Annotated in this window: 15 protein-coding genes, 4 tRNA genes and 1 riboswitch; of the genes, 5 read left to right on the forward strand and 14 right to left on the reverse strand. The window is 74.2% G+C overall.

All coding sequences use genetic code 11. The features are described 5' to 3' along the window. Positions 1-39: 39 nt before the first annotated feature. The 10 genes from K4G22_RS12820 to K4G22_RS12865 all read right to left on the reverse strand — a co-directional run bounded on the left by K4G22_RS12820 (position 40) and on the right by K4G22_RS12865 (position 13,388). The gene (locus K4G22_RS12820; protein ID WP_228080272.1) at positions 40-1,053 is read right to left on the reverse strand and encodes a glycosyltransferase family 29 protein; all 1,014 of its coding nucleotides are present in this window, start codon (positions 1,051-1,053) and stop codon (positions 40-42) included. 96 nt (positions 1,054-1,149) lie between these two features. Next, the gene (locus K4G22_RS12825; RefSeq protein WP_228080274.1) at positions 1,150-2,094 is read right to left on the reverse strand and encodes an aldo/keto reductase; all 945 of its coding nucleotides are present in this window, start codon (positions 2,092-2,094) and stop codon (positions 1,150-1,152) included. Between the two features lie 94 nt (positions 2,095-2,188). Continuing rightward, on the reverse strand, positions 2,189-3,283 hold the full coding sequence (locus tag K4G22_RS12830; protein WP_228080276.1) for a M23 family metallopeptidase: 1,095 nt from the start codon (positions 3,281-3,283) through the stop codon (positions 2,189-2,191). Positions 3,284-3,295: 12 nt separating this feature from the next. Further along, a riboswitch (cyclic di-AMP (ydaO/yuaA leader) is annotated at positions 3,296-3,463 on the reverse strand. 269 nt (positions 3,464-3,732) lie between these two features. Continuing rightward, positions 3,733-5,133, reverse strand: coding sequence for an extracellular solute-binding protein (locus K4G22_RS12835; RefSeq protein WP_228080278.1), 1,401 nt, complete (start codon positions 5,131-5,133; stop codon positions 3,733-3,735). Beyond that, a complete protein-coding gene (locus tag K4G22_RS12840) occupies positions 5,130-7,760 on the reverse strand; it encodes a caspase family protein (RefSeq protein WP_228080280.1) in 2,631 nt (876 codons plus the stop codon). Before K4G22_RS12840 ends, K4G22_RS12835 begins: the two co-directional genes overlap by 4 nt. A gap of 16 nt (positions 7,761-7,776) precedes the next feature. Continuing rightward, entirely contained in the window at positions 7,777-8,178 is a 402-nt protein-coding gene (locus K4G22_RS12845; RefSeq protein WP_228080282.1) for an effector-associated constant component EACC1, read from the reverse strand. 111 nt (positions 8,179-8,289) lie between these two features. Continuing rightward, positions 8,290-9,381: a PP2C family protein-serine/threonine phosphatase gene (locus tag K4G22_RS31640; RefSeq protein ID WP_265590225.1), complete on the reverse strand. Its 1,092-nt coding sequence runs from the start codon at positions 9,379-9,381 to the stop codon at positions 8,290-8,292. A gap of 1,687 nt (positions 9,382-11,068) precedes the next feature. Beyond that, positions 11,069-12,052, reverse strand: coding sequence for an aldo/keto reductase (locus K4G22_RS12855; RefSeq protein ID WP_228080284.1), 984 nt, complete (start codon positions 12,050-12,052; stop codon positions 11,069-11,071). 196 nt (positions 12,053-12,248) lie between these two features. Next, positions 12,249-12,321 (reverse strand) — tRNA-Lys (locus tag K4G22_RS12860). Positions 12,322-12,440: 119 nt separating this feature from the next. Beyond that, positions 12,441-13,388, reverse strand: coding sequence for an NAD(P)-dependent oxidoreductase (locus K4G22_RS12865; RefSeq protein WP_228080286.1), 948 nt, complete (start codon positions 13,386-13,388; stop codon positions 12,441-12,443). A gap of 155 nt (positions 13,389-13,543) precedes the next feature. Here K4G22_RS12865 and K4G22_RS12870 point away from each other — a divergent pair, with 155 nt between their 5' ends. Then, positions 13,544-16,234 (forward strand): AfsR/SARP family transcriptional regulator, encoded by a 2,691-nt coding sequence (locus K4G22_RS12870; protein WP_228080288.1) that lies wholly within the window; start codon positions 13,544-13,546, stop codon positions 16,232-16,234. A gap of 645 nt (positions 16,235-16,879) precedes the next feature. On the opposite strand, the gene K4G22_RS12875 is transcribed toward K4G22_RS12870, so the two are convergent. Next, positions 16,880-17,752, reverse strand: a complete 873-nt coding sequence (locus K4G22_RS12875) for an NAD-dependent epimerase/dehydratase family protein (protein WP_228080290.1) — start codon at positions 17,750-17,752, stop codon at positions 16,880-16,882. Positions 17,753-17,894: 142 nt separating this feature from the next. Between K4G22_RS12875 and K4G22_RS12880 the strand changes: the two genes are divergently transcribed. Further along, positions 17,895-18,788, forward strand: coding sequence for a helix-turn-helix transcriptional regulator (locus K4G22_RS12880; protein WP_228080292.1), 894 nt, complete (start codon positions 17,895-17,897; stop codon positions 18,786-18,788). Between the two features lie 21 nt (positions 18,789-18,809). Here K4G22_RS12880 and K4G22_RS12885 read toward each other — a convergent pair whose 3' ends face one another. Both K4G22_RS12885 and K4G22_RS12890 read right to left on the reverse strand, forming a co-directional pair. Next, positions 18,810-20,675 carry a DEAD/DEAH box helicase gene (locus K4G22_RS12885; protein ID WP_228080294.1) on the reverse strand — a complete coding sequence of 622 codons (1,866 nt, stop codon included), beginning with the start codon at positions 20,673-20,675 and terminating at the stop codon, positions 18,810-18,812. Between the two features lie 267 nt (positions 20,676-20,942). After that, the gene (locus K4G22_RS12890) at positions 20,943-21,305 is read right to left on the reverse strand and encodes a metallopeptidase family protein (RefSeq protein ID WP_228080296.1); all 363 of its coding nucleotides are present in this window, start codon (positions 21,303-21,305) and stop codon (positions 20,943-20,945) included. Positions 21,306-21,476: 171 nt separating this feature from the next. Here K4G22_RS12890 and K4G22_RS12895 point away from each other — a divergent pair. Then, a tRNA-Glu gene (locus K4G22_RS12895) sits at positions 21,477-21,549 on the forward strand. A 2-nt stretch (positions 21,550-21,551) separates the two neighbouring features. On the opposite strand, the gene K4G22_RS12900 is transcribed toward K4G22_RS12895, so the two are convergent. Beyond that, positions 21,552-21,722, reverse strand: a complete 171-nt coding sequence (locus tag K4G22_RS12900; protein WP_228080298.1) for a hypothetical protein — start codon at positions 21,720-21,722, stop codon at positions 21,552-21,554. A 226-nt stretch (positions 21,723-21,948) separates the two neighbouring features. On the opposite strand from K4G22_RS12900, the gene K4G22_RS12905 reads away from it, so the two are divergent. Both K4G22_RS12905 and K4G22_RS12910 read left to right on the forward strand, forming a co-directional pair. Then, positions 21,949-22,023, forward strand: a tRNA-Asp gene (locus K4G22_RS12905). A gap of 4 nt (positions 22,024-22,027) precedes the next feature. Next, positions 22,028-22,101 (forward strand) — tRNA-Phe (locus K4G22_RS12910). Positions 22,102-22,296: the final 195 nt, after the last annotated feature.

Raw genomic sequence — 22,296 nt, forward strand, 5'->3', positions numbered from 1 at the left:
CGCGAGGCCGTGGCCCAGCCCCCCGCAGGGGGGCCGTGGCTAGGCCCCCGGCAGGGGCGCGCGGAGGGAGGTGGTCAGGGCGTCGTGGTGGCGGGCGTGGGCGTGGAGCCACTGGGCTTCCTCCGGGCGGAGGCGGCCGGGGAGCAGCAGGCCCACCAGATCGATCACGGGGTTGACGTCGAGGTGGTCGAGCAGGCGCAGCAGGGAAAAGCCCGTGCTGGGGTCGAGCGCCCAGCGGGGCTCGCCGAGCAGCGCCGGATCGCGGACGGGGTGGCTCAACGAGCGGTCGCCGAGGTGCGTCTGGGCGGCGGGGACCAGCCGGAGGCTCACCGCCTCGGCCCAGGCGTCGGCGCGTTCGCCGAAGACCAGCCGGACTTCGGTGGGCCGGCGCCAGCCGGGGCCGTCGCCCCGGTGGGAGACGGCGTGCAGATCGGAGCGGGTGCCGGTGCCGGACGGGTGGGGTGTGGCGGAGTCGAGCCGCATCACCAGGTCGTAGGAGTCGATGCGGCTGCCGAGGCCGCTGGCGGCGACCTCCTCGCCGCCGCCGACCACGCAGACCGTGCGGTCGGCGAGCCAGTCGCGGAGGCCGTCGACCGACAGCGGTTCGGGCGCGGTGGCCAGCACCGGGGCGGAGTCAGGGGCGCCCGCCAGGGCACGGTGTCGGCGGTAGGCGTCGCTCGCCTCGACCGCGCGGCCGTCGGCCGCCAGCGCGCGCCCCCGGAGCAGCCATGCCTGGTCGGAGCGGGCGCGCAGCGCGACGGCCGCGTCCGCGAGCCGGCGCGCGAGACGCACCTGGCCCGCGCCTATGGCGCTGTCGGCGGCTGCCAGCAGCGCCGTGAACGAGCGATCCTGGCACGGCTGGACGGCCGCCCGCTCCCTGACCAGCTCGCCGATGGCGGCGATCAGCGCGGGCTGGTCAGGGGGGCGCGTCGGATCCGTCAGGTGGCCGGCGCACTCCCGGACGCAGCCGGCGAAGAGGTCCTCGGCCCGCGCGACGCTGCCGGGCCAGGGGTTCGCGCGCTGGCCGGACCTGACCCTTCTGATGGCCTTCATGGTCGCGACCTTCCCGCGCCGGCCCCCCGCCCGCGTGGCCCCGAAGCACCGGCGAGGTGAACGTTCCCTGACCGAACGGATCGCCGGGGGGTCGGCTCAGACCGTGCTGGCCTCCTCCAGGAGCTTTGTCTCGGCGTCGTTGAGGCGCAGCCGGACGCCGGCGAACAGCGGGCCCAGCTGGTCGACCGTGCGGGCGCTGGCGATGGGCGCCGCCACGGTGGGCCGGGCGGCCAGCCAGGCGAGCGCGACGGAGGCCGGCTCGACCGAGCGCTCCTCGGCGATCCCCTGGAGCGCGGCCAGCACCCGGGGGCCATGGGCGGTGTCCAGATAGCGGGCGGCGCTGTCGGCCCGCCGGCTGGCGACCTCCGTGCCGGGGCGGTACTTGCCGGTGAGGAAGCCGGAGGCGAGCGCGTAGTACGGCATGGCGGCCAGCCCCCAGCGGGCGGCCAGCTCGGCCAGCTCGCCCTCGTAGGTGGAGCGGGAGACCAGGTTGTAGTGCGGCTGGATGGCGACATAGCGGGCGAGGCTCTCCCGCTCGGCGAACTCCAGGGAGCGGGCGAGCCGTTCGGGCGCGATGTTGGAGGCGGCGATCTCCCGGACCTTGCCGGCGGTGACCAACTCGTCGAGGGTGGTGATGATCTCCTCGGCCGGCACCGACTCGTCGTCGAAGTGCGTGTAGTAGAGATCGATGTGGTCGACGCCGAGGCGGCGGAGCGAGGCGTCGGCCGCGCGCCTGATGGTGTCGGGCGCCAGGCCCTTGGCGTCGGGGTGGCCGCCGGCCTTGGTGGCGATCACGACATCGTCGCGGCGGCCCCTGCGGGCCAGCCAGCGGCCGATGATCGTCTCGGACTCGCCACCCGCGTTGCCCTCGACCCAGGCGCTGTAGACATCGGCCGTGTCCACGAAGTTGCCGCCGGCGGCGGCATAGGCGTCGAGCACGGCGAAGGACGTCGGCTCATCCGCCGTCCAACCGAAGACATTGCCGCCCAGGCAGAGCGGGGAGACCTGAAGGGAACCCACGGCATGCGTCGTTGCTGTCATGGCGCCAGCCTAGGGTCCTGGTTGTTAACAGAAGTTGAACCGGTGACCCTGGCGTCGGGGGGCGCCGCCAGAGTCACCGGCGTTCATGGGGCCGTCAGATGGACAGGCCCTTGCCGCGCAGCCAGGTCAGCGGGTCGATCGCGGTGTCCCCGCCCGGCCGCACCTCCAGGTGCAGATGCGGTCCCGAGGAGTTGCCGGTCGAGCCGACGAAACCGATCACGTCGGCCGTGGTCACCTCGGAGCCGGCGGAGACGTTCATCGAGGAGAGGTGGCAGTACCAGATCTCCGTGCCGTCCTCCAGCTCCACGATGACGCGGTAGCCGTAGGAGCCGGCCCACGCGGCCTCGGTGACGACGCCGGTGTGCACGTTCTTGACCGGGGTGCCGGTGGAGGCGGCGAAGTCCGTGCCGGTGTGCGTCGACTGCCACATCGAGCCGCTCTCGCCGTAGCCCGAGCTGAGGCGGAAGTCGCTCAGCGGCAGCGTGTAGCTGGCGCGCAGCTCGGCCAACCGCCGCTCTTCCTCCAGGCGTTGGCGCTCCTCCTCCTCGGCGCGGAGCCGCTCCTCCTCGGCGACCCGCTCGGCCTCGGCGAGGGCGGCGGCCTGCTCGACGGCGGCGACCTGCACCTGCTGGACGGCCGCCGTGCGCGCCTGGATCTCGGCGCTGGTCTCCTGTTGGTCGGCCTGCTGGAGGATGCGGGCGCGCAGCGCCTCGCCGGCGTCGCGGCCGGAGTCGACCTCGGCCTCGGTGAGGCCGGCGCTGGTGAACACGGCGGTGGTGGCGGCCTGTTCGGAGCTGCCGGTGTCGACGAGCGAGCCGAGCAGCGGGATCTGCTTGACCTTGTCGGCCGCGCCGCTCATGCCGGGGACCGAGCCGGCGCCGTCCTCGTTCGCGGTGGCCATGCCACCCGCGCCCACGGCGGCGATCACGCCGACGCCGAGCACGGCACGGCTACGGGCGATCGTGCCGCCGCGCTGGCGGCCGACGCGGTGCCGGCCGCGGACCGGACGGAGCGATTCCTCGCTCGGGTTCCACTCGGCGATGGACTCGTCGTCACCGACCTTGGGGCCGTAGTAGGACGGATGGGTGCCGTAGGCAGTGCCATAGGCGCCGAGGCTGTCCTGGGGGGTGTGCTCCACGGGGCGTGGGGCATCCAGGGAGTCCACGGAGGCGTGCCGATTTGACGCCACGGGGGCGTTCTCCTTTCCTTCCTTCTCGCCTACCGGGTTAGCTGACGGGTTCGGAGCAGGAAGGTCTCCTACGGGCGGCTGGCGGGGGTCCCCCCGGCCGTCCGATTCACCCCAAGTGGTGGTTCCCCGGTTCCTTTGGTGCGTTGGTGACACACCTGCCAGATTCGGCGATGCGGCACGGCCCCGTCCTCTGCGACGGCGGTGACTACCGCGCTGCGTTATCGAACGTTAATAGACGGGACCACTGGATTCCAAGTGGCTACGGCAAAAACCCGCGAGATCTAGGGGGATTTTCGGTTACCAACTCCAGCAAAACAGACATAATTTCAAACCGATGTGGGTTGTCTCGCATTCTGATGGTGCGTCAATCGTTATGCGGAGCGGGGCGTTCCTCTTACCCTGCGTGATCTCTCACCCAGCGTGGTCCCCGCGCGAACCCCGCGTGGCCCTCACCCGAGCTGGTCCCCGTCCAGCCGGCCCTCCAGCGCGAGCGGCAGCCGGCGGTGCAGGTTCTCCGCCGTCATCCGGGCGTTCTGCCCCGAGCCGCGGGTCAGCATGGCGGTCACCTCCTCCTGGATGATCGCCGAGAACTGCTGGTAGTAGGGCGTGGCGGGGCGCGCCCGCGCCCCGTCGAGCGCGCACCACAGCAGCGCCGCGTACTCCGCACGCTCGGGCCGCCACGGCTCGTCGGAGGAACGTCCGCTCTCCCGCTCGACCGGGCGCTGATCGGCGCAGTCGGGCGTGGCGTTCTCGTCGAAGCCGTACGCCGCCTCAAGCGCGGGCGCGAACCCGGCCTCCAGCAGCTTCTCCTGGTTGTCCGGGTCGGCGGTCAGAAAGCTGATCAGCCGCTGCGCCATCTCGGCCCTGGGGCTGTTGGCCGCGACGGCCAGGCTCTGCCCGCCCAGGGCGCCGGGGCCCGGCAGGGTGGTCGCCCCGATCCGGAGCGCGGGATCGGCCCGTTCGGCCACCCGGTTGAGCGCGAACGGCCAGTTCCGCATCAGGGCCGGCCCGTTGCCCGGCTCGCCGTCCGTCCGCTCCTGGACGGGGACGGCGAACACGTCGATGGCGGCCGACTCGTCCGCGTCGAAGGAGGCGGCGCTGATCTCGGGGCCGCCAGGGGTGACGTTCGCGATGGCGGCCAGCTCGGTGAGGCCGCGCTCCCACTCCTCGACGCTCCCGGCATAGGCCCCCCGCCCGTCGACCAGCTCCGCCTCCGGGACGACGCTCCACAGCGCCTCAAGGGTGTTGACGGTGAGCCCCTCATAGGGCCGCAGTTGGGTGACATAGACGCCCTCGCCCCGGGTGACCATCCGCCCGTACACGGCCGAGAGCGGCCCGTTCCGCAGATCGGCCCCGCTGATCAGGTCGTCGCGGTAGTAGAGCAGGCCCACATCGGTGTTGAAGGGGACGGCGTAGAGCCTGTCGCGCCACCACCCGCCGACCGCCGTGTCGGCCACGAACGCGGGGGCGGCCAGCTCCTCGTCCAACTCGCCGATCAGGCCGGCCTCGGCGAACTCGGGGATCCAGGTGACGTCCAGGTTGAGGACGTCGTACCGCGCCACCCCCGACTGGAGTCCGCCGATCAGCTCGGCGCGCTGCTCGTTGGCGGTGGCCGGCAGCTCCACCAGCTCCGCCTTGACGCTCGCGACCTCGTTCCACCGGTCGATCAGCGCCCGCCGCACCCCTCCCTCGGGGCCGGTCAGATCGGAGCCGCTGACCACCACCAGCGGAACGTCGTCCGGTGGGACCGGCAGCACCGGCTCGTCGGGCGCCTCGCCACCGGCCGTGCAGGCGGCGGCGAGGACCAGCAGCAGGGCCGGCACGGTCAGCGCCCTCCGGGTCCTCCTCATCCGCGGCCTCTCCCCCCGATGGTGCGCAACAGCCCTGCCAGCTCGGCCGGTTGGTCGCCGCCGAGGTCGACACAGGTGTGCGCGGCGGTGAGCGAGGCCAGCGCGCCGGAGCCCTGGCAGACGTCGGCCGAGACCGAGACCACCACCAGGGTGTGGTCCAACCCCCCGAGCGCCAGATCCCGTCCCGCCGTCGGATCGGTGCGGTCGCCGCTGTCCGTGACCAGCACCAGCACCGTCTCGGTGTCGCTGCCCCTGGAGGCCGTCAGCAGGTCGATGCCCGCCAGCCCGGGCTCCACCAGCGAGACGGCGCCGCGCACGGCGGCCAACTCGTCCAGCGCCTCGCGCAGATCGCCGGCCGGGTGGCGGTCGAACTCCAACAGCGTGTCGTAGGAGCCCACGCCCCCGTCGCCGGCGCCCGGCGTGCCGAGCACCGCGTACCGGTCGTCCTCGTCCAGGACGTCGACGGCCGCCTCCAGGGTGGCCCGCACGGTCGCGTGGTTCCCCTCGGTGGTCGAACGCCCGCTCTCCGGGCCCAGCACCGATTCGGAGACATCGAGGACGAAGACCACATCCAGCGGAACGGACGGCTCCGCCGCCTCGTCCAGATAGCCCTCGACCTCCGCAGGCCCCGGCAACTCCAGCTCCACCAGGGGCAGTCGCTCGAACTGGGCGGAGGTGCGCAGCCGGACGGGGAGCGAGGCGCTGTCGAGCCGCTCCGTCCGCGAGTCGGCCTCGCCCGGCCAGGTGACGGTGTCCCGGTCGGGCTCCGCCGCGTGCCGGAAGCCCTGCGCGGAGAGCGCGGCCCGGCCGGCGTCCGACGTCAGCCAGTCGCGCAGCAGCACCACCGCCGCCCGCCGGCCCCGTTCGTCCGCGTCGGCGGCGCGCCAGTGCACCGGGACGAAGCTGAGATCCAACGCCGGCACGTCCGACGGGTAGTACGCCTGGTAGTCGGCCTGCCAGTCGCTCTCCTCGGGGAGACAGGCCAGCGGCTGCTCGCTCACCAGCGTGAGCATGGTCAGCTCGGCGACCAACAGCGGCGGCGGGGCCGGCTGTTCGTCCTCGTCCGGCCGCGGCCTCAGGGAGCACAGCAGCGAGGCGTCGTCCTCGACCGCGATATCGCCGTCGTTGTAGCCCGCGGCGCCGGCGGCCATGCCGTGCAGCAGCGCGGCGTCGGACGAGTCGGGCGCGGCGCGGTGCGGATCCCGGTCGAGCGCGGCCAGCAGCTCGGCCAGCTCCACCTCCTCGCGGGGCACCCCCGGCAGCTCGCCATGGGTCGCCAACACGGCCGGGCTCCTGGCGAGTTCGACCGGATCGCCGAGATGGACACGGCTGGCGGACGACAGCGTCGCCGGCCGCACCCGGTCCACCGAGAGCGAGCTGGCCGGCAGCCAGACGTCGGGCAGCGGACCGACGTCGCGCAGCAGTTGGGGACAGCGCCAGCTGGGCCCCTCGACGCAGGACAACCCGGGATCCGCCCAGTGCTCGGAGTGGCTGAACGCGTCCACGACGGCCGCGCCCGGCGCCCCGTACACCTCGACCACCACGCGGCGGCAGTCGTCGTCCGCCGGCACGATCCGATCCGCCTCGGCCGCGTCCGGCTGGAACCCGGCGAGCGCGCGGCGCAGCGGCTGCTCGTACTCCGGCGTGGTCAACACCCGCAGCTGCAACGGGATCGGGCAGCTCGACGCCGGATAGCCGTCCTCGTCGACGACCTGCCCCAACACCCCGAGCGTGGTCAGCGCGAGGGCCAGCAGCGTGCCGAGCACCAGCGGATACGCGGACGAACGCCCCCTGACGCCGGCCAACGTCGCCCGCAGGCGTTGGCCCAGGGCGCGCCCCTTGCGGAGCGTCCTGGTCAGCGAGGCGCGCAGCCGGCCGGGCGCGTGGAAGGCGTGGGAGAGCACCGTCTGGTCGCCGCCCGCCTCCTCGGTGAGGTGCGGCTCCCAGAAGTTGGCGTAGGCGCCGCCCCCGGCGGTGGTCCGGTGGTCGTCGGCCGCGTCGTGCAGCCGCTGGGCCAACTCGGCGACGGTGACCGGCCGGTTCGCGTCCCGCGCCGCCCGTAACGCGGCGATCAGCGCGGCGGTGAACGGGGTCGGCCCCGTGCCGTCGCCCTTCCACTGGTTGACCATCGGCCCGCACGAGGTGAGCAGCGCGAACAGCCGGCCGAACGGCTCCTCCTCGCGATGGGCCTGACCCGAGTAGCAGCAGTCCAGGATCACCACGACGCGTCGGGCCGGCGAGGTGCGCAGCGTGTCCCGCAGCCAGGCGTAGCTGACGACCTCGGACGGCTCCAACGGCAGCGAGGCGTCCCCGGGCAGCAGATAGAGCCGGCGCCCCCTGCCCTTAGGACCCGGCTCCGACTGCCCGTGCCCCGTGACATAGACCAGCAGCAACTCCCGTGCGCTGAACGCGGCTTCGCGCACCGCCTCGCGCACCGTCCGCGCGTCGTCGGCCGCCACCACCCGCCCGTCGGGGAAGACCGCCTCGCCGTCCTGATCCAGCGCGAACAGCGCGTCGCGCATGCCGAGCAGGTTGTGGCGGACCCCCGGGATATCGCCCAGCCGCGGGTAGACCGCCCCGCCGATCAGCAGAATCCGCGAACCCGGCGCGGACGGCAACTCGCCCATGAAGACGCCGGTCCGCCTAGTCCGAGCTCTGCTCTATGTGTTCGGCGATCCGCCGACTCAGCTCCTCCAACTCGGCGGCGGTCTCGACGTTGGAGGAGATGGTGAGAACCACGGTGCCGTCCGGGAGCGCGACCGTGACGGTGACGCGTTTCCGGCGGTTCTTGATGAAGTTGAAGAGGCTGCGGGTCAGCGCCGCGCCGACGCCCTTGGCCGCGGCGTCGAGGAGGAACATCAGGATGTCCTCGCCGGACCCCATGTTGTCGTCCGGCCGCCCCCACCCGTGGGCCCGCAGCTGGTCGTCCTCGGCGAGCCAGAGCCTGAGCAACTCCGCCTCGTTCTCGGGCGGCACGGCCTCCCGAACGCTGATCCGTAACGTGGTGACGGGCGTACCGTGCGGCCCGTCGGCGGTTTCCGACACGAGCGTCATCTCCCCGTGGCGCGTCCGACGCGCCGTTCTCCGCGCGCCCGGCTCCAGCGCGCCGCTCCCGTGTCCTCACCCGAACACAGAGGGTCAACCTAACACCAGGAATCAGTCACCGGAAGCCGAATGCCGCACAGCGAGTAGCGCGAGATCGTCCTTGAGCCCCCCACCGCTGTGCGCGACCACATCGTCCACCACCAGATCCAACAGCTCCTGGGGAGCGCCGACCCGGCGATCGGTGAGACGCGCGGCCGGATCGTAGAAGACACCGTCGGCGTCCCTGGCCTCGCTCAGCCCGTCCGTGTACAGCAGCAGATGGGCGCCGGTCGGAAACGTCGCGGTGGTGGGCTGGTCACGATGCGCGTGCAGCTCGCTCAGGCCCAGCGGGAGCGCCGCGTCCCCGTACAGATAGTGCGCCTCACCGCTCGCGTGCAGCAGGACCGGGGGCGGATGGCCACGGTTGATCATGCGCAGCCGCGTCGGCGGATCGTCCGGCAGCTCCACCAGCACGGCGGTGGTGAAGCCCTCCATCGCGTCCAGGGTCGGGCTGTCGCCCCGCTCCCGCAGCAGCGTGGCCTCCATCCGGGCGGCCACCTCGCCCAGCTCGGGCTCGTCCTCGGCCGCCTCCCGGAAGGCGCCGAGCAGCACGGCGACCACCTCCGTGGCGCCAAGCCCCTTGCCGCGCACATCCCCCACCAACATCCGCACGCCGTACGGCGTCTCCCGCACCGAGTAGAGGTCGCCGCCGATCAGCGCGTTCCGCTGCGCCGCCTGATAGCGGGCCGCCACCCGCAACCGCCCCACCCGCTCCGGCGGCTCTGGCACCACGGCGCGCTGCACCGTCTCGGCGATCCGCCGCGCGGAGGCGATGCGCTCGTCGCGCCGACTGAGCATGCGGTTCAGCAGCAGGGCGAACACGGCCATGGACGCGACCGTGCCGACCTTGATCACGGCCTCGGGGGCCGTGGGGGTTATCCGCAGCATCTCGGCTCCCACGAGGGAGACGGCCACCGCGCCATAGAACGCGGTGAGCCAGAACGAGAGCAACGGCGCCGCGGCGATGGGCGCCGCGACAAGGAACGGCGTCAATGTCACATGCGGCGGGGTGAGGAAGTCGAGAGCACCGCCGACAGCCAGCAGTATCCCCGGCAGCCAGGGATACAGCCGCCACCAGCCGACACCCGGCTCTCGCGTCCGCACCCTTCCACTGTGCGACCATTCCCCACCCCCCGCGACCGAAGCGCTCGCCACGCGGGCAGGGAGCCCTCTCCCCGCACCGGCGGCGACGCGGCAACGCTGCGCGGCGACGCCGCACTGACCACGCGAACCCGGGCACGAAGCGGCGGCCCCGCCGGCAGGCCAGCGCGCGCGCCCCGCGAAGCGGGGGCGGGGCGGTGGCGGAGCGGGGTCGGGGGCGCGCTGGCCCTGGGCCGCAAGGCCAGCGCTCGCCGCGCGGGCAAGGCGGTGAACAGCACCATCGCACCGACCGGGGAGGGATGGGCCCGGCGCGTTCGCCACGCCGGCACGGCGGCGAACAACGGCACCGCACCGACCGCGCGGGACGGGGCTCGAAACGACAGGCACGCCGGCACGGCGATTCACCGACGCGCCAACAAGGCCAGGAGCGCCGACCGCACGGGCCGGGCGCGGAGCGGCGGCCACGCCGGCACGGCGGTGAGCAGCGGCACCGCACCGACCGCGCGGGACGGGGCTCGAAACGACAGGCACGCCGGCAGGCCAGCGCGCTCGCGGCGCGGAGCGGGGGCAAAGACGGCGCACCCGCCGCGCAGCGAGGCGCGGAGCAGCGGCGCCACTACTGACCCCGAGCCGCCAAAGCCGGCGCGCACGCCACGCTGGCCAAGCGGCGAACAACGGCACCGCCCCGACCACGAGGGCAAGGCGCGGAGCTGCGGCCACGCCGGCACGGCGGATCCACCGACGCGCAAAGCACACGAAAGGCCGTGCACTCACCGCGCAGCGCGGCGCAGCGCGGAGCGGGGCCGCCAAGGCCGGCTCGCCGGCCAAGCGGTGAACAGCACCATCGCACTGACCGGGGAGGGATGGGCCCGGCGCGCGCGCCACGCCGGCACGGCGGTGAGCAGCGATACCAAACGCCGACCGCGCGGGCCGAGGCTCGAACCGACAGGGACGCCGGCAGGCCAGCGCGCTCGCCGCGCGGAGCGGGGGCAAAGACGGCGCACCCGCCGCGCAGCGAGGCGCGGAGCAGCGGCGCCACTACTGACCCCGAGCCGCCAAAGCCGGCGCGCACGCCACGCCGGCACGGCGGTGAGCTGCGGCACCGCCCCGACCACGCGGGCAAGGCGCGGAGCTGCGGCCACGCCGGCAAGGCGATTCACCGACGCGCCAACAAGGCCAGGAGCGCCGACCGCACGGGCCGGGCGCGGAGCGCTCGCCACGCCGGCACGGCGGTGAGCTGCGGCACCGCACCGACCGCGCGGGACGGGGCTCGAAACGACAGGGACGCCGGCAGGCCAGCGCGCTCGCCGCGCGAAGCGCACGCAGGCCCGCACACCCGCCGCGCAGCGAGGCGAGGCGTGGCGCGGGGGCGCGCTGGTCCCCGGGAAGGGGGAGGCGCGCCGGCCGGCGGCTGGGGCGGGGGGCCCGCGTTCTGCCGGCGCGGCCGGCGCACCGTGAGGCACCGACGCGCTGTTCAGACGTGGCCGGGCCGATTGCCGCATATCGGCCACGGCCCGTCCGAAGGGAGCCAAGCGGGCACCCCAGAACCCACCGCCGGCTTCTTCCCGCACCGCCTCATCGGACCCCCTGCGTTCCCACGCGACGGCAGCGCCACGCTGCCCCATCGCAGCCTTTCCTGCCGTCCGGGGCGCGAAAACCGAGCGCCCGATGCGAGGCACCGGCGCGCGGGTTACCAGCGGTGGTGAACCTGCGCCCGCACGCGCCGGTCATAGAGGTCACGCACCGCCGCCAGGGTTTCCTCGGACAGCGCGGGGAGCCCGGCCGCCGCCGCGTTGGCCCTGGCCTGCTCGGCCGACCTGGCGCCCGGAATCACCGAGGTCACCCCGGGCTGCTGGATCGCCCAGCGCAGCGCCGTCGCCGCCGGGGTCGCCCCCTCGGGCGCGAGCCCGGCGAACTCGGTGGCGGCGGCGACGCCGGTCGCGAAGTCCACGCCGGAGAACGTCTCCCCCTGGTCGAACGCCTCGCCGTGCCGGTTGTAGGTGCGGTGGTCGCTCTCCGCGAAGACGGTCTCCACGGTGTAGCGGCCGGAGAGCAGCCCCGAGGCCAGCGGTACCCGGACGATCACCCCGACCCCCGCCTCGTCGGCAGCGGGCAGCACCCGCTCAAGCGGCTTGAGCCGGAACGGGTTGAGGATGATCTGTAGGCTCGCCGTGCCGGGCCTGGCGATGGCCGCCAGCGCCTCGTCGCAGGTCTCGACGCTGACCCCGTACCCGGCGACCCGCTCCTCGGCGACCAGGGTGTCCAGCGCGTCGAAGACCTGGTCGGAGGCGATCACGGCGGGCGGCGGGCAGTGCAGTTGCACCAGGTCGAGCCGGTCCACGCCCAAGTTGGTCCGCGAACGGTCCGTCCAGGCACGGAAGTTGTCCAGGGTGTAGTGCTCCGGCAGCTGCTCGGCCCGGCGGCCCATCTTGGTCGCGACCAGCACGTCGAGATCCGGCCGCTTCCGCAGGTAGTCGCCGATCAGCCGCTCGCTGCGGCCGTCGCCATAGACGTCGGCGGTGTCGAAGAAGGTGACCCCCGACTCGACCGAGGCGTCCAGCACCTCCCGCGCGGCGTCCTCGCCGACCTCGCCCCAGTCGCCGCCGAGTTGCCATGTACCGAGCCCCACGACGGAGACCCGTCGTCCCAACCTGTCAAACGCGCGTTGCTCCATGCCGGGCATCCTCTCACCGGCGCCCGAACCGTTCACGGGGGAGGAACGGGCCGTTTCCGTCGCCGCGCCGCCTCCGAGTCGGGGAGCAGCGCGGCAGGGCCGGTTCGACGCCGGTTCCGGGGGCGGCGGTCATGACGTTCCACCGCACGCCGCCCAACGGCCCGTATCCGGGCCGAGGGGGCGCCCTCCCGTTCGGTAGGCCGTGTGGGACTCGAACCCACAACCAATGGATTAAAAGTCCACTGCTCTGCCAATTGAGCTAACGGCCCGCACTGAGCAGCATAGCCCGGTGTCCCCACGCGTCTCGAAGGCGTTACCGGACCGCCCCTGGACGGCCGGGCCGCCGGGCGGGCGCCGGGGCGTGCGCGCCCCGGCTGCCGCCCGGCGGTCAGCGCCCGGTGCGGGGCACCCGAATGCCCTCGAAGATGCCGCTGAAGCCCTGTTCACCGCGCCCCTCGGCGATCCGGCCCCTGATCAGGTCGCGCACCAGGCGCAGTTGACCCGCGTCCACCCCGCGCGCGGCGCGCATCGCGACGAGGTGGTCGGCCACCGCCTCGTGGTCCTGGAGCCGGCCGAAGCTGTCGGGCGAGTAGACGCCGTCGTCGACCTCGGCCGCGATGGAGTCCAGGTGCCCGACGATGTCGTCGGCGATCTTGCGCGCGGCGCCGGCGAACGATCCGGCGGTCAGCCCCTCGGTGTCGATCAGGGCGAGCGTGTGCAGATAGCTGATCCACAGCTCGTAGGCGAAGGCGAGCAGCGCCAGGTCGAAGAGGGCCGGCAGCCCGTGGTCCTCGCCGAGATAGCGGGTGTCCTCGCCGAAGGCGAGCAGCGTCTCCCGGTGCGCGCGGAAGACCTGTTCCCGCCCCGCGTACATCAGCAGGGCGTCGGGGGTGCCGATGAGGTGGGCGCCGGCCTGGATGGCGCCGTCGAGGTAGGTCATCCCGCGCCGCTCGGCCAGGGCGGCGGCCTCCCGCGCGTCCTCGGGGCTGCCGGTGGTCAGGTTGACCACCACCTGCCCCTCGTCGACCGGCACCTCGTCGAGCACCGAACGGGCCGCCGCCGGGTCCGTCACGCAGACCACCACGATCCCGGCCCCCACGCTCGCCGCCGCGACGCCGGGCGCGGCCCGCGCGCCCCTGGCGACCAGCGGTTCGGTCCGGGCCGGCGTCCGGTTCCAGACCGTGACGGGGTGCCCGGCGGCCAGCAGCGCCTCGGCCAGCGCGCTGCCCATGGCGCCGGCGCCGAGCACGGCCACGGGCTCGCCGGCCCTGGCGGCCTCGGTGGCGCTGGCGGCCTCGGTGGTCTCGGTGGCCTCGGCGGGTGAGCTGTCGGTCATGACGTCACATTCCCCTTGTTCTTGTGTTCGACGAGCGTGCGCTAGGGGCCCACCCTGCGCCGTACCGCTTTCGATCTGGTTCTGATCCGCTTATGGCCGCTTCCGATCGACCCCGATCACGGCGCACCAGGTCGGAGCCCGGTTACCTTGGCTCCATGCGTTTCGCGGTGCTCGGCCCCCTGCGGGTGACCACGGCCGACGGGCGACCCGTCCACGTGCCGGAGACCAAGGTGCGCACCGTGCTGGGGCAGTTGCTGGCGCACGACGGGCGTCCGGTCTCCACCACCCGGCTGATCGACGCCGTCTGGGACGACCGGCCGCCCCGCCGGCCGACCGCCGCGCTCCAGGTGAAGGTGTCCCAACTGCGCCGGGCGCTGAACGAGGCCGAACCCGGCGCCCGCGAGCTGGTGGTCTTCGGCCCCGCCGGCTACGCGCTGGACGTCACCCGCGCCGACACGGATGTGCGGTGGTTCCGCGAGCTGTACGAACAGGCCACGTCCTGCCGGGGGTTGGACCCCAAGGTGCGGCTCGGGCTGCTCGACGAGGCGCTGGCGCTGTGGCGCGGCCCCGCGTTCGCCGACCTCGCCGACGCCGGTCCGGCCGTCGCCGGGTTCGCCGCGCAGGCGGCCGTCCGGCTGGCCGAGGAGCGGGCGCAAGTCCTGGAGGAACGCGCCCAGGTCCGCCTCGACCTGGGTGAACACCACGCTCTCGCACCGGAGTTGGCCGATCTGGTGGCCCGCTATCCGCTGCGTGAGCGGCTGCGGGCCATCCAGCTGAGGGCCCTCTGCCTCGCGGGCCGGGGCAGCGAGGCGCTGGCCGCCTTCGAGGCGCTGCGCCGCCGGCTCCGCGACGAGCTCGGCACCGAGCCCGGCCCCGAACTGCTGGCCCTGCACCAGGCGATGCTCCGCCGGGACCCGTCCCTCGAAGCCCCGCCGGCGCAGTTCGCGCGCGTCGCCCCGCCCCGGGCGCCGGGGGCGCCGCTGACGGAGCTGGTCGGCCGGGCCGAGGCCGTCGCCGAGGTGCGCGAGCTGCTGCGCTCGACGCGCCTGGTCACGCTGACCGGGCCGGGCGGGGTGGGCAAGTCCCGGCTGGCCCACGCGGTGTGGGAGGGGCCAGGCGAGGGCGAGCGGTGGCTGGTCGACCTCTCCGGCGTGGGCGCGCGCCCCGGCGCGGTCGCCGAGGCCGTGACCGCGGCGACCGGCCGCCGCGCCGAAGACCCCCCGGACGCCGGCCGCCGGCTGCTCGTCCTGGACGGCTGCGAGCAACTGGTCGACCAGGCTGCGGAGTTGACGGAACGTCTGCTCGTGGCCGATCCCCGGTTGCGCGTCCTGGTCACCAGCCAGGTCCCGCTCAGGCTGCACGGCGAGGTGCTCCGCGAGGTGCCGCCGCTGACGGTGCCGGCCGCCGGCGAGACGGACCTCGGCGCGCCCCCCGACGCGGTGCGCCTCTTCGCGCTGCGCGCCGCCGCGCGCGCCCCCGGGTTCACGCTCACCGCCGACAACGTCGCCGACGTCGGCACCATCTGCCGGCGGCTTGACGGCATCCCGCTGGCCATCGAGCTGGCCGCCGCCCGGGTGCGGTCCCTGGGCGTGCGCCGGCTGGCCGGCCTGCTGGACGACCGGTTCCGGTTGCTGACCACCGGCGCCCGTGACGCGCCGGCGCGGCAACGCACGCTCCGGGCGGCGCTGGAGTGGAGCTGGGAGCCGCTGACCCCGGACGAACGCGCCGTGCTGCGCCGGCTCGCCGTCCACCCCGGCGGCTGCACGCTCCAGGCGGCCGAGGCGACCTGCTCGGGCACCGCTGGCCTTGAGAAGGAGACGGACGGCACCATCGTCGCCACCGGCGCCGCCCAGGACGGCCCCGCGCCCGAACGAGTGCTCGACCTGCTCGCCGAACTGGTGGACCGTTCGCTGGTCTCCATGGTCGAGACCGGTCAGGGCCCGCGCTACCGGCTGCTGCGCTCGGTGGCCGCCTACGGCGTCGAACAGCTGCGGGCGGAAGGCGAGTGGGAGTCGGCCCTTGAGCGGCGCGACACCTACTATCTGCTGCTCGCCGAATGCGCCGAGACCTACCGCCGGCTCGACGACGAGGCCGGCTGGCCGGGCACGCTTGACGACGAGTCGAGCAACTTCAGGGCCACGCTGCACAGCGCGCTGGGACGCCGCTCGGCGGACATCGCGCTGCGCCTGGTCTGCGCCCTGGCCTGGTACTGGGTACGCCGGGGCCGGCTGGACGAGGCGCGCGAGGCCCTGGGCAGCGCGGTCGCCCTGCCGGGCGCGGCCCCCGCCGCCAACCGCGAACGTGCCCGCACCTGGCAGTCGGGGGTGGGGCGGCTGGCCCTCCTCGACGACGACCGCACCGCGCGCGGCCGGCTCCTCGCCGATCTGGGGCTCGGCCTGGTCGCCCGCCGCACCGGCCGCCTCGACCAGGCCGAATCCCATCTCCACGCCGCGTTGGCCTGGCCGGCGGGCGACATACCGGGCACGGTGGAAGCGTTGATTCTGGCCGAGCTGGGCTTCCTCGCCGAGCTTCGAGGCCAGGCGGACGAGTCCTACGCCTGGCACCGACGCAGCCTGACGGTGGCGCGCGAAGCGCGGGACGGCCGGGCGATCGGCTCCGCGCTGGAGGGACTGGCCGGGGCGCGCGCCCTGGCCGGCGACACGGCCGGGGCCGAAGCGCTGCTCAGCGAGGCCACCACCGCACGCACGGCGGCCAACGCCCCACCCTCCCCCGCGGAACGCGACGACCGCGCCCGCGTCAAGGCCGCCCTGCGCCCCCACCGCTCCGACCGAGCCACCCCGGCAGCACACCAGGCCGAAGCACCCCACCCCGATCACCACCCCTGAGGCCCCCACCCGACAACCACCGCCCGGCAGGACAGCCAGACACCCCCTCAGCCCCCGGGCCCCCATCGCACGCCCCACCCCGGACGCCGACGGCCGAACACCCCGCCCGAGCCCCATCCCCCGAGACGCCCCGGGCCGGCCCCCCACCACCAGGCCACCGGCACCTCCCTCAGCCCCCGGGCCCCCATCGCACGCCCCACCCCGGCGCGCCGAACCCCGGACGCCGACGGCCGAACACCCCGCGCGAGCCCCATCCCCCGAGACGCCCCCGTCCCCCACCACCAGGCCACCGGCACCTCCCTCAGCCCCCGGGCCCCCATCGCACGCCCCACCCCGGCGCGCCGAACCCCGGACGCCGACGGCCGAACACCCCGCCCGAGCCCCATCCCCCGAGACGCCCCCGTCCCCCACCACCAGGCCGCCGGCACTTCCCCGCCCCGCCCCGGAGCCCCACCAAACAGCCCCGCGCGCCCCAGCCCCGCCCCAGAGCCCGGTCCCTGACAGCACCCGAACACCCGCCGCAGGCCAGGACAGCCGGACACCCCACCACCAGCCCCATCAAAAGGGCCCCGCCCCCGCAAAGCGGTCGCGTCCAGCGCCCGCCCCGCCCCACCCTGGCCCCGGCCCCTGGGCCGGGGCCGCCGTTCAAAGAGAACCCGCGTCGCGGGCCGTCCACAGCGACGGGTACAGCGGTCGGAAGCCCAGCTCGTCGCGGATGCGCCGGTTGGAGACGATGCCGTCCCACGCGTCGGCCAGCGGCCGGTCCGCCATGCCGTCCGGGATCGGGGTGCCCGTCAGCTCCAGCACCTCGACCGCGCTGACCGGCGCGTCGTCGGCCACGTTGAAGATCCGGCCGCCGATCCCGGGCGCGCGCAGCAGCAGCCGCAGCGCCTGCGCCACATCGGCGTGGTGCACCAGCTGGAGCCGCTGGTGCGCGGCCCAGCCGAGGGTCCAGTGCAGCGACTGTTCGATATGCGGGTCGCCGTCGCCGTAGACGAAGGAGAGCCGCGCGATCCGCACGTCGAGCCCGCGTTCGGCGTGCAGCCGCAGCAGGCCGCGTTCCGCCTCGGCCTTGGAGTCCGGGTAGGCGCCCCGCAGGATGCCGTCGGCCGTCGCCTCGTCCGTCTCGACGGCGGGTCGGCCGCGCCCCGCGCCATAGACGAGGTTGGTGCTGGCGAAGACGAACCGGCGCGCGCCGGCGGCCAGGGCGGCCTCGGCCAGCGCGAGCGTGGCGTCCAGGTTGACCGCGCGCGCCTCCTCGTCCGGCACCCCCCGGAAGGCGGCGGCGATATGGACGACCGCGTCGACCCCGGCGAGCGCCGCCGGCAGCCCCGCCGTGTCGCGCAGATCCCCGACATGCGGCTCCACACCGCCCCCGGGAAAGCCCCCGGGAAAGGGCCCGGCGCGCCCCGCGTCCCGCACCAGCACCCGCACCTGGTCAGGTCCCGACCACCGCAGCAGCCTCGGCAGGAACCGCCGGCCCACCTGGCCGGTCGCCCCGGTCACCAACACACGCATGTTCTCTCCCTGTCTCCGCGGGGGAGCAGATGTCCCGCCCGCCCCCAGCGTGCGCCCGGCGCGCGCCGGGCGGGAGAGACGACCTTGTCCGGGGAGCGGCTCTCCCTGGATAACCGGTCCCGGGAGCGGCAGGCTGGTGGACGTGGACCGAAGAGAGCTGGCCGACTTCCTGCGCCGCCGCCGCGCCACGATCGCGCCGGGCGACGTGGGGCTGCCCGGCGGCGCCCGCCGCCGGACGCCTGGGCTGCGCCGCGAGGAGGTGGCGCTGCTCGCCGGCATGTCGGCCGACTCCTACACCCGCCTTGAGCAGGCCCGCGGTTCACGGCCGTCGCGCCAACTGCTCACCGCCCTGGTCGGCGCCCTGCGCCTGTCGGACGACGAGCGCGACCATCTGTTCCACCTCACGGGGAAGGAGCCGCCTCGGCCCCGGACGCCGACCGAACGGGTGCGGCCGGCGCTGCTGCTGATGCTCGACCGGCTGACCGATGTGCCGGCGCAGGTGGTCAGCGACCGGGGCGACGTGCTCGCCCAGAACGCCCTGTCCAGGGCGCTCACCGGCGATTTCGCCGGCGCCCCGGGCTGGGAGCGGAACATCCTGTGGCGCTGGTTCACCGATCCGGGCGCCCGTGAGCTGTTCCCCGCCGAGGACCGGGCCGCGCACGCCAGGGCCGGCGTCGCCGATCTGCGCGCCACGCTCGCCCAGCGCCCCGACGACGCCAGGCTGGCCGAGCTGGTGCGCCGGCTGCGGGCGGGCAGCGGGGAGTTCCGGGCGCTGTGGGAGGCGCACGAGGTCGCCGTCCGGCGCGGCAGCGTGAAGCGGCTGCTGCACCCGGTCGTCGGGCTGCTGGAACTGGACTGCGAGGTGCTGCTCAGCCCCGAGCACGATCAGCGGCTCATCGTCTACACGGCCCGCCCCGGCGGCCCGTCCGCCGCCCGGCTCGGCCGGCTGAGCGCGCCGGCGACGCCTTCGGCCCCGGCTCGCGCTGGGCGAACCGGGGCCGAAGGATTTGATCAACCTGATCACCATACTGACTGACCGGAGTGGTCAGCGCGTCGTTCAGTCGTCGCGCTTCCAGCGCGGCTTCTCGGCACGGCGGTCGAAGGAGGACGAGGACGCCGGGCGCTCGGAGCGGAAGCCGCCGCTGCGCTCACCACCGCCGCCACGCGGCCGGTCGTCCCGGCGGAAACCGCCCCCGCCGCCACGGTGACCGTCCCTGCGGAAGCCGTCGCCCCGCTCCTCGCGACGGAAGCCGCCGCCTTCCTCCCGGCGCCCGTAGGGGCGCCGGTCGTCCCGGAAGCCGCCGCCGCGCTCGCCGCCACGGTCCCCGCCGCCGCGCGGCCGGTCGTCGCGGCGGAAACCGCCACCGCCGCCACGGTGACCGTCGCGACGGAAGCCGCCGCGCTCGCCACCGCGCTCGTTGCGGGCGCCCTCGGCACGGGCGGCCTTCTCGGCGCGCCGCGCCTCGCGGATCGCCTCCCGCTCGGCCTCGCGCTCCGCCCGCTCCAGGGCCTCGGCCCTGGCCTCGGTGGCCTTGGTGACGGCCTCGGCCGGATCGTCGCCGCGCTCCCTGGCGGCCCGCGACGTCAGCCGCTCGGCCTCCTCGACCAGCTCGGTCGACCGCTCCTTGGCCCGCGTCAACTCCCGGGTGAGCCGGGCCACCTCGCGCTCCGCGTGGGTGGCGGCGCCCATGGCCGACTCGGCCTGGACCTCGGTCAGCGACCGGGCGCCGACGATGTCGGCGACATCGGGCGCGAAGAGGTCGCCCCGGCCGATGGTGTGCCGCGCGGCGTCGACGCCGGCGTCCTCCATCAGCCGGAAGATGGTGCGCCGCTGGTGCGGCAGCGCCAGCGAGACCACGGTGCCCGAACGGCCGGCCCGCGCGGTGCGGCCCGAGCGGTGCAGGTAGTCCTTGTGGTCGGCGGCCGGGTCCACGTTGAGGACGACGTCGATGCCGTCCACATGGATGCCACGGGCGGCCACGTCGGTGGCCACCAGCACGCTGGCCCGGCCGTCCTTGAAGTCGGCCAGGGTGCGCGTCCTGGCGCCCTGCGTCATCCCGCCGTGCAGCGCGTCGGCGCGCACGCCGGCCTCCCGCAGCTGACCGGCGACCCGGTCGGCGCCGAGCTGGGTGCGGACGAAGACGATGGTGCGTCCTTCGCCGCCGGCGATGGCGGCCGTCAGCGGCGCCTTGTCGCGCGGCTTCACGATCAGCACATGGTGGCTCATGGTGGTCACCGCGCCCTGGGCGGCGTCCACCTCGTGGTTGACCGGGTCCACCAGGTAGCGCTTCACCAGGGTGTCGATCTCGTTCTCCAGCGTGGCGGAGAACAGCATCCGCTGGCCACCGGGGGGCACCAGGTCGAGGAGCTCGGTGACCTCGGGCAGGAAGCCCAGGTCGGCCATCTGGTCGGCCTCGTCCAGGACGGCGACCTGCACATCGTCCAGCGAGCAGGCCCGCCGGCCGATCACGTCGCGCAGCCGGCCCGGGGTGGCCACCAGGATGTCGACGCCGCGCTCCAGGGCGTAGATCTGGTTGCCCATCGAGGTGCCGCCGCAGACCACCTTGAGCTTGAGGCCCAGCACATGGCCGTAGGGCTCCAGCGCGTCGCTGACCTGCATGGCCAGCTCACGGGTCGGGGTGAGGATCACGGCGCGCGGACGCTTGGGCTGGGTGCGCCCGCCGGCCAGCCGGGCCAGCAGCGGGAGGCCGAAGCTGAGCGTCTTGCCGGAGCCGGTGCGGCCCCTGCCGAGGATGTCGTGGCCGGCCAGCGCGTCAGGAATGGTCGCGGCCTGGATGGGGAAGGGAGTGGTAACGCCGTTCTCCGCGAGCTTGCGGACGATGTCCTGGGGGAGCCCCAGGTCGGCGAAGGTCATGGTGGGCTCGTCCAGAGGCAGAACAGCCTCGGGCGTGGTGACAGACATACGGGGTGAGAACCTTCCGGAGTTCTGAATCGTCGGCACGCGCCTTAGCTCCGTAAGTGCTCTTGACCGCCTGTATGCGATCAGCCACGGCTAGACGAGGAACGCGCCACACGGCGCGCTTCTGTGGTGGGCGCCGGGCAAGTGGGATCAAACGATCTACAAGCATACGCAGGGCGCCGCCCCACGCGCAAACGCGGTCCGTATCGGCCCTGACCACAAGGGAGTTGACGCATCGCCCGGGCCGCCGACGGCCCCGGCCGACGGCGCTCAGCCGTAGCCGAGCGAGTGGAGCCGCTCGTCGTCGATGCCGAAGTGGTGGGCGATCTCATGCACCACGGTGACCTCGACCTCGGCCACCACCAGCTCCCGGTCCCCGCCCTCTCGCTCACACATCCGGAGGGTGGGGCCCATGTAGACGGAGATCCGGTCCGGCAGCACCCCGGCGTACCACTCGCCGCGCTCGGTCAGCGGGGTGCCCTCGTAGAGGCCCAGCAGCTCGGGGTCCTCGGGCGGCGGCTCGTCCTCGACGAAGACGGCCACGTTGTCCATCAGCCGGGTCAGCTCCACCGGAATCCGGTCCAGCGCCTCGCTGACCAGCCCCTCGAACTCCTCGCGCGTCATCTCCAACACCCCACCATTGTCCAGCACCCCGCCAACCGGGGGAACGGATGGCACCGCACCGATCGGGCCCACCCGCCCGGCCGGGCGGGAACGCCGGAAGCAGCACATGCGTTTTGCCGATCACCCATGCCATCGCCTATGCTGCTCGGGCCCACGGCGCTGTTCGCTGGGCCGTCGCAGGCCCCCGTCGTCTAGTGGCCCAGGACGCCGCCCTTTCAAGGCGGTAGCGCGGGTTCGAATCCCGTCGGGGGTACCTCACACCAGCTGACCGTCCGGCGTCTCCGGACGCCACGGCTCCAGCACCGCCGCCGCCGCGCGGACACCCTCGCCGACCGTCGTCTCGGCGTGACACCCAACGCGGGGAACACCCGTCCGAGCGCCCGTCGCGATCCCACCGATGATCACCGCCCTCAGCCGCGATCGCACCGGCCCCCACCTCAGCCAGGCGGCTCTGCCCGGAACTCCAACAACCGTGCTGAGCTGGGCTTTTGACTGCCCGAAGCGGGCCAGGGCGCCACCGGTCGGGGGCACCCCCGCACCGTGATACGCTGATCCAGCGATGCCAGCCGGTGGCACACGGTGAGAGTCTCTGAGAGTCTCAGTGAGCGTTTCAACGAACGTTTCTCTCCGTTTTCCCCGCTGGTGGCAGCCGGGTCCTGTGGAGCAGTTTGGAGTGCTCGCCACCCTGTCAAGGTGGAGGCCGCGGGTTCAAATCCCGTCAGGACCGCTTCGGCTGGGTAGCTCAGTTGGTACGAGCGTCCGCCTGAAAAGCGGAAGGTCGCCGGTTCGATCCCGGCCCCAGCCACATCCCGTCTCCCTGTCGCAACAGCCCCAGCGCCGGTTCTCGCGCTGGGGCTTTCCGCGTTCCGCGCCCGGGGCCCCGGGCGTCCGGTCGGGAACGGATCCCGTCCACAGCCTGTTGACAACGTCCCGTGCGCCCGCCCCCCGGAACGCGCCCGCTCCGATAACAGCTCGCCGGTCACCGCGCGAAGGTGAGATT

This window comes from Streptomyces profundus (assembly GCF_020740535.1).
In the GTDB taxonomy this organism is placed as follows: domain Bacteria; phylum Actinomycetota; class Actinomycetes; order Streptomycetales; family Streptomycetaceae; genus Streptomyces; species Streptomyces profundus.

Coding starts and splice junctions, on each gene's coding strand:
- K4G22_RS12870 (WP_228080288.1), top strand. CDS start 13,544: ATGCGTTTCGCGGTGCTCGGCCCCCTGCGGGTGACCACGGCCGACGGG.
- K4G22_RS12865 (WP_228080286.1), bottom strand. CDS start 13,388: ATGACCGACAGCTCACCCGCCGAGGCCACCGAGACCACCGAGGCCGCC.
- K4G22_RS12855 (WP_228080284.1), bottom strand. CDS start 12,052: ATGGAGCAACGCGCGTTTGACAGGTTGGGACGACGGGTCTCCGTCGTG.
- K4G22_RS12875 (WP_228080290.1), bottom strand. CDS start 17,752: ATGCGTGTGTTGGTGACCGGGGCGACCGGCCAGGTGGGCCGGCGGTTC.
- K4G22_RS12885 (WP_228080294.1), bottom strand. CDS start 20,675: ATGTCTGTCACCACGCCCGAGGCTGTTCTGCCTCTGGACGAGCCCACC.
- K4G22_RS12825 (WP_228080274.1), bottom strand. CDS start 2,094: ATGACAGCAACGACGCATGCCGTGGGTTCCCTTCAGGTCTCCCCGCTC.
- K4G22_RS12820 (WP_228080272.1), bottom strand. CDS start 1,053: ATGAAGGCCATCAGAAGGGTCAGGTCCGGCCAGCGCGCGAACCCCTGG.
- K4G22_RS12840 (WP_228080280.1), bottom strand. CDS start 7,760: ATGGGCGAGTTGCCGTCCGCGCCGGGTTCGCGGATTCTGCTGATCGGC.
- K4G22_RS12835 (WP_228080278.1), bottom strand. CDS start 5,133: ATGAGGAGGACCCGGAGGGCGCTGACCGTGCCGGCCCTGCTGCTGGTC.